The organism is Tunturiibacter empetritectus (assembly GCF_014201375.1).
GTDB classification, from domain to species: domain Bacteria; phylum Acidobacteriota; class Terriglobia; order Terriglobales; family Acidobacteriaceae; genus Edaphobacter; species Edaphobacter lichenicola_D.
In genome coordinates, this window is sequence record NZ_JACHDZ010000003.1 from 396,162 (window position 1) to 410,347 (window position 14,186).

At 59.4% G+C, this 14,186-nt stretch carries 16 protein-coding genes; 15 read left to right on the forward strand and 1 reads right to left on the reverse strand.

What is annotated here, in order from left to right; translation table 11 throughout:
* Positions 1-438 precede the first annotated feature (438 nt).
* Genes HDF10_RS10795 through HDF10_RS10815 form a run of 5 tightly spaced genes read left to right on the forward strand, consistent with a single transcriptional unit; the run spans position 439 to position 4,589 of the window.
* Positions 439-1,536, forward strand: coding sequence for an agmatine deiminase family protein (locus HDF10_RS10795; protein WP_183813702.1), 1,098 nt, complete (start codon positions 439-441; stop codon positions 1,534-1,536).
* Entirely contained in the window at positions 1,533-2,147 is a 615-nt protein-coding gene (locus HDF10_RS10800; RefSeq protein WP_183813194.1) for an HD domain-containing protein, read from the forward strand. Before HDF10_RS10795 ends, HDF10_RS10800 begins: the two co-directional genes overlap by 4 nt.
* 36 nt (positions 2,148-2,183) lie before the next feature.
* Positions 2,184-3,113: a tRNA adenosine(34) deaminase TadA gene (gene tadA, locus HDF10_RS10805; protein ID WP_183813196.1), complete on the forward strand. Its 930-nt coding sequence runs from the start codon at positions 2,184-2,186 to the stop codon at positions 3,111-3,113.
* 9 nt (positions 3,114-3,122) lie between these two features.
* Positions 3,123-3,896 carry an SDR family NAD(P)-dependent oxidoreductase gene (locus tag HDF10_RS10810; protein WP_183813198.1) on the forward strand — a complete coding sequence of 258 codons (774 nt, stop codon included), beginning with the start codon at positions 3,123-3,125 and terminating at the stop codon, positions 3,894-3,896.
* A 27-nt stretch (positions 3,897-3,923) separates the two neighbouring features.
* The gene (locus HDF10_RS10815) at positions 3,924-4,589 is read left to right on the forward strand and encodes a cysteine hydrolase family protein (RefSeq protein WP_183813200.1); all 666 of its coding nucleotides are present in this window, start codon (positions 3,924-3,926) and stop codon (positions 4,587-4,589) included.
* 49 nt (positions 4,590-4,638) lie between these two features.
* Here the strand turns inward: HDF10_RS10815 and HDF10_RS10820 are convergent, their stop codons facing one another.
* Positions 4,639-5,139: a DinB family protein gene (locus HDF10_RS10820; protein WP_183813202.1), complete on the reverse strand. Its 501-nt coding sequence runs from the start codon at positions 5,137-5,139 to the stop codon at positions 4,639-4,641.
* Positions 5,140-5,199: 60 nt separating this feature from the next.
* On the opposite strand from HDF10_RS10820, the gene HDF10_RS10825 reads away from it, so the two are divergent.
* The 10 genes from HDF10_RS10825 to HDF10_RS10870 all read left to right on the forward strand — a co-directional run bounded on the left by HDF10_RS10825 (position 5,200) and on the right by HDF10_RS10870 (position 13,999).
* Positions 5,200-5,451 carry a glutaredoxin family protein gene (locus HDF10_RS10825; RefSeq protein WP_183813204.1) on the forward strand — a complete coding sequence of 84 codons (252 nt, stop codon included), beginning with the start codon at positions 5,200-5,202 and terminating at the stop codon, positions 5,449-5,451.
* Positions 5,452-6,000: 549 nt separating this feature from the next.
* Positions 6,001-7,302: an adenylosuccinate lyase gene (gene purB / locus HDF10_RS10830; RefSeq protein WP_183813206.1), complete on the forward strand. Its 1,302-nt coding sequence runs from the start codon at positions 6,001-6,003 to the stop codon at positions 7,300-7,302.
* 118 nt (positions 7,303-7,420) lie between these two features.
* A complete protein-coding gene (locus HDF10_RS10835) occupies positions 7,421-8,278 on the forward strand; it encodes a methyltransferase domain-containing protein (RefSeq protein ID WP_183813208.1) in 858 nt (285 codons plus the stop codon).
* Positions 8,279-8,449: 171 nt separating this feature from the next.
* Positions 8,450-9,973 carry a glycoside hydrolase family 32 protein gene (locus HDF10_RS10840; protein ID WP_183813211.1) on the forward strand — a complete coding sequence of 508 codons (1,524 nt, stop codon included), beginning with the start codon at positions 8,450-8,452 and terminating at the stop codon, positions 9,971-9,973.
* Positions 9,974-10,033: 60 nt separating this feature from the next.
* Positions 10,034-10,507: a Cif family virulence factor gene (locus HDF10_RS10845; RefSeq protein WP_183813213.1), complete on the forward strand. Its 474-nt coding sequence runs from the start codon at positions 10,034-10,036 to the stop codon at positions 10,505-10,507.
* Between the two features lie 141 nt (positions 10,508-10,648).
* Positions 10,649-10,915 carry a hypothetical protein gene (locus HDF10_RS10850; RefSeq protein WP_260177807.1) on the forward strand — a complete coding sequence of 89 codons (267 nt, stop codon included), beginning with the start codon at positions 10,649-10,651 and terminating at the stop codon, positions 10,913-10,915.
* Positions 10,916-11,039: 124 nt separating this feature from the next.
* Positions 11,040-12,104, forward strand: coding sequence for an SDR family oxidoreductase (locus HDF10_RS10855; RefSeq protein ID WP_183813216.1), 1,065 nt, complete (start codon positions 11,040-11,042; stop codon positions 12,102-12,104).
* Between the two features lie 101 nt (positions 12,105-12,205).
* Positions 12,206-12,688, forward strand: coding sequence for a hypothetical protein (locus HDF10_RS10860; RefSeq protein WP_183813218.1), 483 nt, complete (start codon positions 12,206-12,208; stop codon positions 12,686-12,688).
* The gene (locus HDF10_RS10865; protein WP_183813220.1) at positions 12,685-13,296 is read left to right on the forward strand and encodes a YkgJ family cysteine cluster protein; all 612 of its coding nucleotides are present in this window, start codon (positions 12,685-12,687) and stop codon (positions 13,294-13,296) included. The genes HDF10_RS10860 and HDF10_RS10865 overlap by 4 nt, the downstream gene beginning before the upstream one ends.
* A gap of 85 nt (positions 13,297-13,381) precedes the next feature.
* Positions 13,382-13,999: a UbiX family flavin prenyltransferase gene (locus tag HDF10_RS10870; protein ID WP_183813222.1), complete on the forward strand. Its 618-nt coding sequence runs from the start codon at positions 13,382-13,384 to the stop codon at positions 13,997-13,999.
* The last annotated feature ends 187 nt before the right edge of the window (positions 14,000-14,186 follow it).

A 14,186-nucleotide genomic window follows, 5' to 3' on the forward strand; every position in this document is an offset into this window, starting at 1 on the left:
TGGGTGTGCTTTTCTCGATGCCCACAATCCGCCAAAAGCCGGGTGCCCCATTCATGCAGTCTCACCGCATGAGTGGGCATTCGCACGAAGTGCGAACCGCCTTCCCACTATGCCGGCAAACAACTCCCGCCGCCATAACTCTGTCAACCCCCAAACTATGCGAAACCCGCTTCAATCCAGCACATTCGCGTGGCGTATCAGTTATCTCCAAACAGATATACTTAAATAAGCGGGCTCTTTCGCCAGCAAGCGACCGATGCCTACGCCAGTTCATCCAACCGTGATCCAAGGTTGTTACTTTGTCTTAAACGCCTCGGAAGTCCACCACTAAGCCGCATGATTGGAATACTTTGCACACTTTTTGACCGGGGAGGGGGTACCCTCCCAAGAGGGAGCAGCTAGGTGAGCCGCACGACCGACAACCCGACCCACTACCGCATGCCCGCCGAGTGGTCCCCACACGCCGCCACCTGGATCGCCTGGCCTCATAACGCCGAAGACTGGCCCGGCAAGTTCCAACCCATCCCCTGGGTCTACAGTGAAATCGTTCGCCATCTGTCCCGCGTCGAAGACGTCCACATCCTCGTCAACGACCTCGCCGCCGAGCGCCGCGCCACCAACCTCCTCCGCCGCGCCGGAGCCAACCTCGCCCGCCTCCACTTCCACCACTGGCCCACCGACCGCGTCTGGCTCCGCGACTCCGGCCCCATCTTCGTAAAAAAGATGACCGAAGCCCCCATCAATAAGATGACCGAAGCCTCCACCAAACACCCGCAAGGCGAACTAGCCATCACCAACTGGCACTTCAACGCCTGGGCCAAGTACGACAACTGGCATCGCGACGACCAGATCCCCAACCACGTCGCCAAGCTCTACAACATGCCCCAGTCGCAACCCGAGAGCGTCAACCACATCGGCCACCCCCACCGCCTCGTCCTCGAAGGCGGCAGCATCGACACCAACGGCGCCGGCCTGCTCCTCACCACCGAAGAGTGTCTCCTCTCCGAGATCCAGCAGCGCAACCCCGGCCTCGGCACAGAAGCCGAAACCCGCGCGCGCCTCGAGCAGGCCTTCCACGACTACCTCGGCATCGAGAAAGTCCTCTGGCTCCACAAAGGTTGCGCCGGCGACGACACCCACGGCCACGTCGACGACATCACCCGCTTCGTAGGCGAAAACAAGATCCTCACAGCCGTCGAGCCCAACACCCACGACGAAAACCATCTCCCCCTGGCCGAAAACCTCGACCGCCTCCGCAGCTTCCGCAATCTGGCCAACCAGCCCTTCGAGATCGTCGAGCTCCCCATGCCCGCCCCCGTCGTCTTCGAAGGCCAGCGTCTCCCCGCCAGCTACGCCAACTTCTACATCGCCAATGGCCTCGTCCTGGTCCCCACCTTCAACGACCCCAACGACCGCCACGCCCTCAACATCCTCGCCGCCTGCTTCCCCGACCGCGAGATCATCGGCATCCACGCCGTAGACCTCGTCTGGGGCCTCGGCACACTTCACTGCCTCAGCCAACAGGAGCCCGCATGACGGTGAATACAACACCCTATCGCGCCGCCATCGAGAACTACATCGCCGCGAACGCGAACCCGACCCACAAGTTCGGCCATCAGCCCCGCCTGTACGCCCTCACCCAGCAGATAGGCCACGGCCGCAAATATGACGACGACGTAGTCTTCGCCGCCGTCTGGCTCCACGACCTCGGCGTCTTCATCGGCCAACGCCCCGAAGACCCCGAAGCCCTCAAGACCTGGGACCACGTCGCCTACATCGTCGAGAAAGCCCCCGCCATCCTCACCGAAGTCGGCTTCCCCGCGGAAAAAATCCCCGCTGTCCTCGACGTCATCTGCACCCACCAGCCGCAAGACACGCCCCTCACCCTCGAAGCCACCATCGCCCGTGACGCCGACATCCTCGAGCTGCTGGGCGCCATCGGCATCACCCGCACCCTCGCCAAACTCGGCAGCGACACACGCTTCTGCACCTTCACCGAAGCACTCCACGCCCTCAAAAAGCAACTCGCCACCCTCCCCGATCAACTCAAACTCGACACCTCTAGAGCCCTCGCCATACCCCGCTTTCACATCATGCAATCCTTCCTCGACGCCCTCGAATCCGAAGCCGGCCCCAATCTCTCCTAGTCGCAATCAGCTCAAAGCGAAGCTAAACTAGCCTCCATGCCCTCCAGCGAAAACGACGTAGTCTACCTCCGCCAGGCCCTCGCCGAAGCCAACGACGCCGAAGCCAACGGCGAAGTCCCCGTCGGCGCCATCGTCGTCCACGGAGACAAGATCATCGGCCGCGGCCAGAACCGTGTCCTCCGCGACTCCGACCCCACCGCCCACGCCGAGATCGTCGCCCTCCGCCATGCCGGCCTTCACCTCCGCAACTATCGCCTCGCAGACTGCACCCTCTACGTCACCCTCGAACCCTGCGCCATGTGTGCCGGAGCCATCCTCCACGCGCGCCTCAGCCGTCTCGTTTACGCCGCACCCGACCCCAAAGCCGGAGCCTGCGGCAGCGTCCTCTCCGTCATGAACCACCCCCAGCTCAACCACAGAGTCGAAGTCATCCCCAACCTCCTCGCCGAAGAGTGCAGCACCCTCCTTACAACATTTTTCCGTAAACGCCGTCAGGAAAAGTCCCAGGCTCGCATCCTACAAAACGAAGCAGCGAGCAGAGAGACTGCCGAGAAAGCACCGAGGGAGACACTCATGGCGACAAAGAAAAAATGGTCCGCAGAGGTAGACACCGACTCAACTCATCCCGACGAGGGCCTCTTCAAAAAGAGCTCTTCCTCTATAGCCAAAGCCCTCGCCACGAAGAAGGTCTCGCCCAAGGGTCCCGCCTCCGGCATGCAGATGTTGAACTTCTACATCAACCGCGCCGGCAAAAACTTATCTCAGGAACGCCACGCCGAACTGGAAAAAGCCAAAACTCTTCTCTCCGAAATCATCGCCAAAACAAAACCAGAATCCAAAAAGCCAGCCACAAAATCCGCAGCAAAAAAAGCTCCAAAGAAAACAGCAAAGAAGGCCACGAAAAAAGCTCCCGCGGAAAAGAAAGTCCCTGCAAAGTCGACCGCAAAAAAAACCACCAAAAGATAGGAGTCTTCCATGTCAGGTCGTCTCGCAGGCAAAGTAGCCATCGTCACCGGCTCAGGCTCCGGCATCGGCCAGGCCATCGCCATTCGCTTCGCCAGCGAAGGAGCCACCGTCGTCGTTGATTACCGTAACCACATCGAGCAGGCCCAGGAGACCGCCTCCAAAGCCGAAGCCGCCGGCGGCAAAGCGATCCTCGTCCAAGCCGACGTCTCCATTCTCGCCGACACACAAAACCTCGTCGATCAGACCTACACCCAGCTAGGCCGCTGCGACATCCTCGTCAACAACGCCGGCATCGAAAAGGAAGCCGCCTTCTGGGACGTCACCGAAGCCGACTACGACGCCCTCCTCAACGTCAACCTCAAGGGCGCCTTCTTCCTCACCCAAGCCTTCGTCCGCCGCCTCCGCGACGCCAAACTCCCCGGCCGCATCATCAACATCTCCTCCGTCCACGAGGACATGGTCTTCCCCAACTTCTCCACCTACTGCGCCTCCAAGGGCGGCATCCGCATGCTCATGCGCGACCTCTCCGTCGAGCTCGGCCCGCTCAACATCACCGTCAACAACATCGCCCCCGGCGCCATCGCCACCCCCATCAACACCAAGCTCATGGAAGACAAACCCAAGCTCGACGCCCTACTCAAAAACATCCCGCTAGGCCGCATGGGCACACCGGAAGATGTCGCCGGCCTTGCACTCTTCCTTGCCTCCGACGACGCCGCCTACGTCACCGGCTCGACCTACTTCGTCGACGGCGGCCTAATCCGCAACTACCACGAGCAATAATTGCAACGTCTCAAACGAGGATCACCGATGATCACTGATAACGGGATAGAAATCTTCACGGCGCTTCAAGACCTGGTTCATCCGCATCGCACAGCCCTTCTCGTCTACGACATGCAAGTCGGTGTCGTCCCGCAGATCAAGAACGGAGCAGAGATTCTCGCAAAGGTGCGCAGTCTCCTGCAAGTTACCCGGCAAGCGGGAATAAGAACTATCTTCACCCGCCACATGTCGCTTCCTCTTGAGCTTATGGGCTCCTTCCAATACCGCATGGCCATGGCATGGCAAAAAAAGCAAGACCCCGCCGAAGTCTCCTCTCCTTTTCTCCGCGACTCCCAGGCCTTCCAAATAGCTCCCGAACTCCAACCACTCTCAAGCGAAGCGATCTTCGACAAGCTCGCCATGTCAGCCTTTGAAGGTACTCCCTTGCAGTTCACCCTGCGCGACTGCGGCATCCGCAGTATTCTCGTTGCCGGCATCGCGTTAGAGATTGGCATCGAACCGACATGCCGCCACGCCGCCGATCTCGGCATCATCCCCATCCTCGTGCGCGACGCCTGCGGCGCAGGCAACTCCGAAGCTGCCGATCAATGCGTCGCCTCCCTTGAGCACATGGGAGACACTATCGTTACCAATCTCAAAACCGTCACCGAGCTACTCGTTGGCCTTCCCGGGCCGGAAACAAACAAATCCTGACCTATTTCATAGACGAAAGCCTCACCGCAACCACGACGAGCCACCACCATCAGCGCGTCGCGTAGTAAGCCGTCAGATCCGTATTCGGCGGTGTAATGTCGAAGGCCCTCAGCATAGTCACGATCTGCCCACGATGGAAGCTCGAATGGTTGATCGCATGTAGAACAATCTGCCAGCGAGGCACACGGAAGACAGCGTCGTCAGGCAAGACCGTGGAGACTACAAACGTAAGGTCATCCTTTGAAGCCGCTTCGAGCCATCTCCGATAACCCTCCCAAAGCTCCGGCCACGTCTGAACCAGAGACTCCAACGAGTGCTCAGGAGCAGAGCCACGAGGCAGCCGATCGTTGTCCACCTCTACCAGCCGGCGAAGCCAAACCCGCTCCCCATCGTGACTATGGCGAAATGTCTGCAGAAGACTCGAATGGGACGCACCACAGTTGCGGCCAAGCTGCTCCTCCGTCAGCGGCGAGCAGGCCTCCAGCACCCGGCGCGTAGCCCACGCGGAGTAACCAATATGCGCCAGCAGAAGCTCTCGAAGCTGAGACATAGCAGGATTGTAATTTAGCTGCTCGAACGGCCTGCCACGCAACAGGTAAAATAGAACTCTATGGATCTCACCGTCTACTCCGCCTCCTGGTGCCGCGACTGCCGCGAAGCCAAGCGCTTCCTCACCACGCACAACATCCCCTACAAAGAGATCGACATCGAGAACACCCCCGGCGCCGCCGACCTTGTCATCGCCAACGTAGGCAAGCGCGCCATCCCACAATTCGTCATCGACGGCAAGTGGGTCCAACCCTACCGTCCCGGCGAAGGCTTCCTCCACGACGAGATGGCCGACCTCCTCGGCGTAAGTTAGGCGGATGAGTTACGCGTGTCTACAATTCGGACACCACAGGCATCTTTTGAAATGTTGCGTCGCACCAGCGCTTCTATCGGCATGTTTGTTCAACGGCGTCGCCACTGCTCAGACAGTAATCGTGCAATTTTTAAACGGCCGCAATGGGAAGCCGGTAACCAAAGCCCGCGTTTACATTGGACTAGATAACGGTAAACGTGGCGAACCACTTGATCTTCGATCGAACAGTCGAGGCGAGGTTGAATTCGATATCGGCAGCGCAAAAACTTTCCAGGTGACGGCTGTGGGAGAAGTCCCGTGCCATGAGCAAGGCGTCGCCGTTTTCGATTATTCGATCGAACAGGTCCGCCGGACAGGAATTGTCACGAGTAACAACTGTGGTCCAATGAAAGTGGAACCGACGAGCGGCCGACTTACTTACTTTGTGAGACCGGCGACGTGGTGGGAGCTGTTCAAGAATTAAACTAGACTCTCCCCACAACACACGTCGCCAGACCAGTTGAGCACGTAAACAGTTTGTAATTTGCTAAGAAGCATGAGGAGCATCCTTTGATCGCCCGCTACACACGCCCCGAGCTAGGCCGCATCTGGTCCGACGAAAACAAGTACCGCTGCTGGCTCACCGTAGAAGTAGCCGCCTCGCAGGCCCTCTCCAAGTTCGGCCTCGTCCCCCAGTCCGCCGCCGACACCATCCGCGACAAGGGCGCCTTCACCGTCGACCGCATCAACGAGATCGAAGCCGAAGTCCGTCACGACGTCATCGCCTTCACCACCACCGTCGCCGAGCACATCGCCGACCCCGAAGCCTCCCGCTGGCTCCACTACGGCCTCACCAGCACCGACGTAGTCGACACCGCGCAATCCCTCCAACTCAAAGAAGCCTCCGCCATCATCCGCGCCGGCATCGTGGCCCTCTCGGACACCCTCAAAAAACGCGCGATAGAGTTCAAGCACACCCCCATCATCGGCCGCACCCACGGCATCCACGCCGAACCCTCCACCTTCGGCCTCAAGCTGCTCCTCTGGTACTCCGAGATGCAGCGCAACCTCACCCGCTTCGACGCCGCCGCCGAAGACCTCCGCGTCGGCAAGCTCTCCGGAGCCGTCGGCACCTTCGGCCACCTCAAGCCCGAGCACGAAGAAGCAATTTGTAACCAACTCGGTCTCAAACCGGTTGCGATAGCAACCCAGGTCGTCCAGCGCGACCGACACGCCGCCTACATCTCCACGCTAGCCGTTCTGGCGAGCACGTTAGACAAAATAGCCACCGAGATCCGCCACCTCCAGCGCACCGAAGTCCGCGAAGCCGAAGAGTTCTTCTCCGAAAAGCAAAAGGGCTCCAGCGCGATGCCGCACAAGCGCAACCCCATCACCAGCGAACAAATCTCCGGCCTCGCCCGCGTCATAAGATCCAATGCGCAGACGGCATTCGAAAACGTAGCCCTCTGGCACGAGCGCGACATCTCCCACTCCTCCGCCGAGCGCGTCATCCTCCCCGACTCCACCATCCTCGCCGACTATCTCCTCGCCAAAACCGAGAGCCTCATCGCCAAGCTCCTCGTCTACCCCGCCCGCATGTTGAAGAACCTCGAGTCCACCGGCGGCCTCATCTTCTCCGGCCAGCTCCTGCTCGACCTCGCCGAATCCGGCATGTCCCGCGAGGACGCCTACCGCCTCGTCCAGTCCCACGCCATGAACTCCTGGAAGAACGACCTCATCTTCCGCGACGAGATCGCCAAAGTCCCCGGGATCACCAGTCGCCTCTCCCGCGAAAAGCTCGCCCGCGCCTTCGACTACAACCGCCAGCTAGCCAACGTAGACGCCATCTTCGCCCGCGTTTTAGACAAGTAGCTTCAATACTCTTGTGGCGTCTCGCTGTTCCCTAAAACACCGAAATGTGAACCGCCTCTATACGGTAAATTCACTTGTCGTATACTAGGTTCATACCCTATCTATGTAAGGACCATCGATGAGCTTCAAGCAGGCCCTGAAGAACAACTTACCCGCGCCATTATTTCACTTTCTCAGGGATGTACCATCCAAAGCCAAAGGATTGTTTGAAACCAAGCCTTCAGGACAAGGTCCCATTCCTCCCTTGCATCTCATGTTTGATGGACCTAGAAGTTACGAACACTTCATCAACATGGGAAATGAGACACTGGAGTTTTACAAAACAGCGGTAGGTGTCAAACCTGCAGACTCAATTCTCGACATAGGATGTGGAATTGGCCGTAAAACCATTCCGTTGCTTGATTATCTCAACCCCGAAGCGCTTTATGTGGGTTTGGACATCGATCGTCGCGGAATCGATTGGCTTCTCCGAAACGTGACCTCCGAAAATCGACGGTTTGTATTCCTTCACTTGGATATCTACAACAAATTTTACAATCCGAAGGGCGCTCTTCTTTCGAGTCGCCTCGTCCTTCCTTTCCCTGACGCATCATTTGACATAGTCGCTTTGTGGTCTGTCTTTACCCATATGTTTCCACGCGACATCGCGCACTATCTCTCCGAAATCTCTCGCGTCTTGAAGCCAGGTGGACGGGTCGTTGCTTCTTACTATCTCTTGAACGACGAAATTTTGGCTCTTATGCAAGATTCTAAGACCGATGTCAACTTCGCCTATCAGCTTGAGAATTGCCGCACGACCAATCCAAACATGCCTGAGGATGCTCTCGCAGTAAACGACGCTTGGCTGCGAAGGGTGTATGAGGATCTTCGTCTCCAACCGGAACAATTTCTCTACGGCGGCTGGTCTAAACACACGCCTTATCCAGGAACCGACACCATCAATTTGCAAGACATCGTGATTGCCCAAAAGAAATAAATGTTTGTGATGAATATTGCAGCGCTCGTTCAGTATGCCCGCGCCGTCGACTACAGCCGCCAGCTAGCCAACATAGACGCCATCTTCGCCCGCGTCCTCAACCAATAGAAATTTTCCGCCAGAGCGAACACTCTTCCCCCTCTGACCTGCATCCGATCTAGGGGAGTTCTCATGCAGAAGAGGCCGTTCCGCAAAGTAATCCGAGCCGCCGCCACCCTCGCCTCCTTCGTCCTGCCCCTCGCCGCCCAGAACCCCGACTACGACCAGCCCTACCGCCCGCAAGTCCACTTCTCCCCCGAAGAGCACTGGACCAACGACCCCAACGGCCTCGTCTTTTACCAGGGCGAGTACCACCTCTTCTTCCAGTACAACCCCGAGGGAGATCAGTGGGGACACATGAGCTGGGGCCACGCCGTCAGCACCGACCTCCTCCACTGGCACGAGCTTCCCGTCGCCATCCCCGAGCACGACAACACCATGATCTTCACCGGCAGCGTCGTCGTCGATCACCAAAACACCAGCGGCCTCTGCACTCACGGCGACTGCCTCGTCGCCATCTACACCGCACATACCAAAACTCCCGACGGCATCCGTCAAACTCAAAACCTAGCCGTCAGCCTCGACAAAGGCCGCAACTGGGCGCAGTATCCTGGCAACCCTGTCCTCGATCTCCACCTCGCCGACTTCCGCGACCCCAGCGTCAGTTGGGATCCCATCGCGCACCATTGGGTCATGGCCGTCTCCCTGCCCAAAGAGCATAAGGTTCGCTTCTATTCCTCCACCGACCTCAAGCAGTGGACCCAGCTCAGCGACTTCGGCCCCACCGGCGACATCAACGGCGACTGGGAGTGTCCCGACCTCATCCGCATCCCTTCCTCAAACAGCGCAAAGAGCATCTGGGCCCTCAAAGTAGGCCTCAACCCAGGCGCCCCGCAGGGCGGCTCCGGCGAGCAGTACTTCCTCGGCGACTTCGACGGCAAATCCTTCCACCAGTCCCGCCAGCGCGGCTCCCACGGCTGGACCAACTACGGCAAAGACGACTACTGCGCCATCAACTTCAACAACCTGCCCAAAGATCAGAAGCCAGTCCTCCTCGGTTGGATGAGCAACTGGCAGTACGCCGCAAAGATCCCCACCACACCCTGGCGAGGACAGATGAGCCTTCCCCGCCGTCTCTCCTACCTCAGCGACGACGCCGGTCTCGCCCTCAAACAGGAGCCCATCGTCGCTCCCCTCCGAGGAAAAAACTACGAGCTCTCCGCCCTCTCCACCAACACCTCTGCCCTCTACGGCAGCGCCCACACCCTCCAGCCTCCCTTCGAGATCCGCCTCCACTTCGGCCAGCCCGTCGAACCCGTCTTCGGCCTCAAGATCTTCTCCGACCAGCAGCACTGGACCGAAGTAGCCTTCGACACCAACAAAAAAGAGTTCTACATCGACCGCACCCACTCAGGTGCAGCCATCAGTCCGGACTTCCCCACCCGCACCAAAGCGCCCCTCGTCACCACTCGCCCCTACGACCTCACCCTGATCGTCGACCGGTCCTCCGTCGAAGCCTTCGCCCAGGACGGCACCATTGCCATGACCGACCTCGTCTTCCCCGTCTCCAACAATCTTCAGATCCAGATCTTCCCCGACGACGCCAAGCCAATCCAAAGCGAAGGCCAGCTCTGGGAGCTCAAATCAATCTGGTAGCCGCTTCCAACGTCTTTGTTGATACGATTCGAAGGCACGCATCGCCGATCGGAGTCCTTCATGAAGAAAGCAGTCCTAGCACTGTTCGCAAGCGCCGTGTTAGCCAGCAGCGCCATCGCCGCCCAACCAGCAGACGTGATGGTCCCCATCCGCCAATTCGTCGACGGCTTCAACAGCGGCGATACACACTCAGCATTCGCAGCCTACGAAGACGGCGACATCACCATCATCGACGAGTTCTCTCCCCACCGATGGACTGGCCCCAACGCCGCGCACGAATGGGCCGCCGACTACGAAAAGCACGCAGCAGCCACCGGCGTCACCGACGGCATCGTGAAGTACGAAGCCCCCACCCGCACCGAAATTGAAGACGACCTCGCCTACGTCATCATCCCCACCGTCTACCTCTACAAGGAGCACGGCAAACCGCTCGCTGAGGAAGGACAGGCAACCTTCGTCCTCCACGCAGAGCCGGCCGGCTGGAAGATCCGCAGTTGGACATGGACCGGCGTCAAGCCGCACCCGGCAAAGTAACTCCGCTAGAGCAACGCCGCACTTGGTGTAGGGTCGTCTTGGCTTTTTGTCTGTCATTCCCAAAGGGAATCCGCGTTTGCAGTATTTACACCATCAGGCAAGTCCATAAGAACCATGCCTCATCCTTTAAACGCATGCGGAGTGACCGAGGCCGAGGCCGAGCCCTGTTCGAAAACCATCAGCCCGTTATACGATCTCTCTATGAGTGATTTCATTCCAAAAGCAGCAGAAGTCAAGACCCGCGGGCTAAGCCCGAAGGCACAGAAGCTCCAGGCCGCGCGCGAAAAAGCCGCAGCTCAGGCAAAGGGCGGAGACAAATCCCTTGCCGGATCATCGACCGCTTCCGTCAAGGCAAAGGACTCCTTCGCCGGAACCAAAAAAACAACCTTCCAGCGCAAAGCTGTCTAGCAACGAGGGCACCGGCCGCGAATGTCGGTGCCTCGAACACACAAGCGCACAACCCTCTTCCGAATCACCACACGCCCAAACTTCATCCAATCGCAGTCAGCCGCCTGACCGAAAAGGATCTCCCATGTCCCGCACCGCTCTCATCGCCGGAGTCACCGGCATCGTCGGCATCAATCTCGCACAACAGCTCCTCGCCAACGGCTGGCAGGTTCACGGCCTCGCCCGACGCCCCGCGAACAACATCGAAGGCGTCAACTTCATAGCCGCCGATCTCCTCGATCCCGCCGCTCTGCGCTCCGCCGTCGCCGGCCTCAAGCCGACGCACCTCTTCCTCACCACCTGGCTCCGCCAACCCACCGAAGCCGAAAACATTCGCATCAACTCCGCGATGGTGCGCAACATCCTCGGAGCCGTCTCCCATGCAAAATCAGTCAAACACGTAGCTCTCGTCACCGGCCTCAAGCACTACCTCGGTCCCTTCGAGGCCTACGGCAAAGGCAAGCTCCCCGCCACGCCCTTCCGCGAAGAGCAGCCCCGCCTCGACATAGAAAACTTCTACTACGCGCAGGAGGACGAGCTCTTCGCCTCCGCCACCCATCATCTCTTCAACTGGACCATCCATCGCCCTCACACCATCGTCGGCTACGCCCTCGGCAACGCCATGAACATGGGTGTCACCCTCGCGGTCTACGCCACCATCTGCCGCGAAACCGGCCGCCCCTTCCTCTTCCCCGGCTCCGCAACCCAGTGGAACAGCCTCACCGACATGACCGACGCAAGACTCCTCGCCCGCCATCTCGAGTGGGCCTCCACCACCCCCGCCGCGCGCGATCACGCCTTCAACGTAGTCAACGGCGACGTCTTCCGCTGGAGCTGGATGTGGTCTCGCCTCGCCGACTGGTTCGGCATCGCGCCCGCTCCCTTCCCCGGCCACGCCACCCCACTCGAGCAGCAACTCGCCGGCACCGAAGAGATCTGGAGCACCATCGCAAAATCCCACAACCTCATCGAGCCCGACCTCAACAACCTCGCCTCCGCCTGGCACACCGACGCCGACCTCGGCCGCCCCATCGAAGTAGTCACCGACATGACCAAGAGCCGTAAGTTCGGCTTCCTCGACTACCAGCCCACCGACGAAAGCTTCTTCGACCTCTTCACCCGCCTCCGCCACGACCGCATCATCCCCTGAATCGTTTTCGTTACATAACGCATTGAAGGAGAGTCTCCTTTACTCATTCAAAAAGCGCCCAATACGATAAGCTCCACGATAGCCCTAAAGGAGCCTTAGTGATGAGCAACGTTATTCTGCGCAAGGCGAAGGCTTTCGCTACCATAGTTACGATTACAGTCTTAGCAGCAGAATGTATGCCTGCCTCATCTCAGAAAAAGCCGTGTCCCGCCCTCGTAACCAACATTCAGGATCATAAGTTTCAACCTGGTCAAGTCTGGGCATACGAGGGCCGAGCTAACGAGGCCGCCTCCACGCTCACGATCTTGCGAATCGACTCGAATGAAAAAATAGGAACCATTGTCCAAGTTCGAATAGATGGTCTCAAAGCGCACAATCCACGTGGTGAGATTGTTCCATCCGTCGAGCATATGCCGTTTACCCACGATGCCATGCTTCTCAGTGTCACTCGGTTGCTTAAATCAAATCAGCCAATCCCCACGCTTGAAGGTCTGGACCGTTGGCAAGCTGACTGCGGCGGCATCTACAGCATCTCAGTTCGCGACGCCATAGATGTAATGGAGAAAACCCTCAACGCACCATGAAACTTGATTTAGTCCAGATCGTAGACACAGCCGTAGCCGACGCCTACCAACGCGGAGGCCACCACCTCGTCTGCCACCCCGGCTGCTCCCAATGCTGCATCGGCGTCTTTCCCATCGCGCACGAAGACGGAGCCCGCCTCCACGAAGGCCTCGCCATACTCGAAACAACAGACCCACAACGAGCCGCACGCATCCACGCAAGAGTAGCCGAATCCCTCACACGCCTGGACCCCTGGTTCCCCGGCGACCTCACCACCGGCATCCTCAACGAGGACCACGAAGCCGCCATCCTCTTCGAAGAGTTCGCCAACGACGAGCCCTGCCCCGTCCTCGACCCCGACCACGGCACCTGCGACCTCTACGAGCACCGCCCCATCCTCTGCCGCACCTTCGGCCCACCCATGCGCAGCGAAGGCGACAACGGCGAAGTCAACCTCGCCACCTGCGAGCTCTGCTTCATCCACGCCACCACGCAAGAAATAGCCGCCTGCGAACTCGACCCCACCATCCCCGCGCAAGAAGAAGCCAGCAACCAGGCCTTCAACGCCGCCCACCACCTCCACGGCCAAACCCTCATCGCCTACGCCTTACGCAAGCAGCAACCCTGAATGCAGCACCCCGCCATTCGCTCTTATCAGTCTTTCATCCCTTGATCACCGTTACGCCTTCCACCCCATCGGCGATAATCATTCTGTGCCCCAGCCCCTCCACCCCGAAGCCCCAACCAACATCACCCTCGCCGTCACCGGAGCCAGTGGCAGCATCTACGCCGCCGAGATCCTCCGCGCCCTCGCCGCCGACGACCGCGTCACCAAAATCAACTTCGTAGCCTCCGACAGCGCCCTCCGCGTCTTCGCCGAAGAGCTCAACCTCAGCGGCCGCAACGACCTCGCCGAAAAGCTCCTCGGCGCCCCCTGCCCCAAGCTCCAGCAGCACGCCGAAACCGACATCGGAGCCAACATCGCCAGCGGCAGCTACCCCACCAACGCGATGATCGTCCTCCCCTGCTCCATGGGTACCCTCGCCTCCATCGCCAACGGCCTCGCGCAAAACCTCATCCACCGCGCCGCCGACGTCTGCCTCAAAGAAAATCGCCCCCTCATCCTCTGCATTCGCGAGACGCCCTTCAACCGCATCCACATCCGCAACATGCAGCTAGCCTCCGACGCCGGAGCCACCATCTTCCCTGCCATCCCCACCCTCTACAACCACCCGCGGAGCACCCAGGAGATGGCCCGCAACTTCGTCCACCGAGTCCTCGCCCACATCGGTCTGCCCCAACCCACCGCCTACCAGTGGCAACCTGACTAAAACATTGTCCTGCCGGACGGGCCTCCTGCGCGGAGGGCGGTCACTTCGTGACGTAAATACCGATCGAGGCAGGGTAAACCTCTAAGGTCCTCCAGCTGGTCGGCACAATTTCTCTACCGACCAACGGGAGGACCATCCGAAGGGGTACACAAGTCACGAAGTGACCGCCCTCCGCGCAGGAGGGCCG

Bases quoted from the DNA above. Each gene is read 5' to 3' on its own strand.
- HDF10_RS10860 (WP_183813218.1), top strand. From the start codon at position 12,206: ATGAGCAACGTTATTCTGCGCAAGGCGAAGGCTTTCGCTACCATAGTT.
- HDF10_RS10835 (WP_183813208.1), top strand. From the start codon at position 7,421: ATGAGCTTCAAGCAGGCCCTGAAGAACAACTTACCCGCGCCATTATTT.
- HDF10_RS10815 (WP_183813200.1), top strand. From the start codon at position 3,924: ATGATCACTGATAACGGGATAGAAATCTTCACGGCGCTTCAAGACCTG.
- HDF10_RS10845 (WP_183813213.1), top strand. From the start codon at position 10,034: ATGAAGAAAGCAGTCCTAGCACTGTTCGCAAGCGCCGTGTTAGCCAGC.
- HDF10_RS10795 (WP_183813702.1), top strand. From the start codon at position 439: ATGCCCGCCGAGTGGTCCCCACACGCCGCCACCTGGATCGCCTGGCCT.
- HDF10_RS10800 (WP_183813194.1), top strand. From the start codon at position 1,533: ATGACGGTGAATACAACACCCTATCGCGCCGCCATCGAGAACTACATC.
- HDF10_RS10825 (WP_183813204.1), top strand. From the start codon at position 5,200: ATGGATCTCACCGTCTACTCCGCCTCCTGGTGCCGCGACTGCCGCGAA.
- HDF10_RS10840 (WP_183813211.1), top strand. From the start codon at position 8,450: ATGCAGAAGAGGCCGTTCCGCAAAGTAATCCGAGCCGCCGCCACCCTC.
- HDF10_RS10810 (WP_183813198.1), top strand. From the start codon at position 3,123: ATGTCAGGTCGTCTCGCAGGCAAAGTAGCCATCGTCACCGGCTCAGGC.
- HDF10_RS10865 (WP_183813220.1), top strand. From the start codon at position 12,685: ATGAAACTTGATTTAGTCCAGATCGTAGACACAGCCGTAGCCGACGCC.
- tadA (WP_183813196.1), top strand. From the start codon at position 2,184: ATGCCCTCCAGCGAAAACGACGTAGTCTACCTCCGCCAGGCCCTCGCC.
- HDF10_RS10855 (WP_183813216.1), top strand. From the start codon at position 11,040: ATGTCCCGCACCGCTCTCATCGCCGGAGTCACCGGCATCGTCGGCATC.
- HDF10_RS10820 (WP_183813202.1), bottom strand. From the start codon at position 5,139: ATGTCTCAGCTTCGAGAGCTTCTGCTGGCGCATATTGGTTACTCCGCG.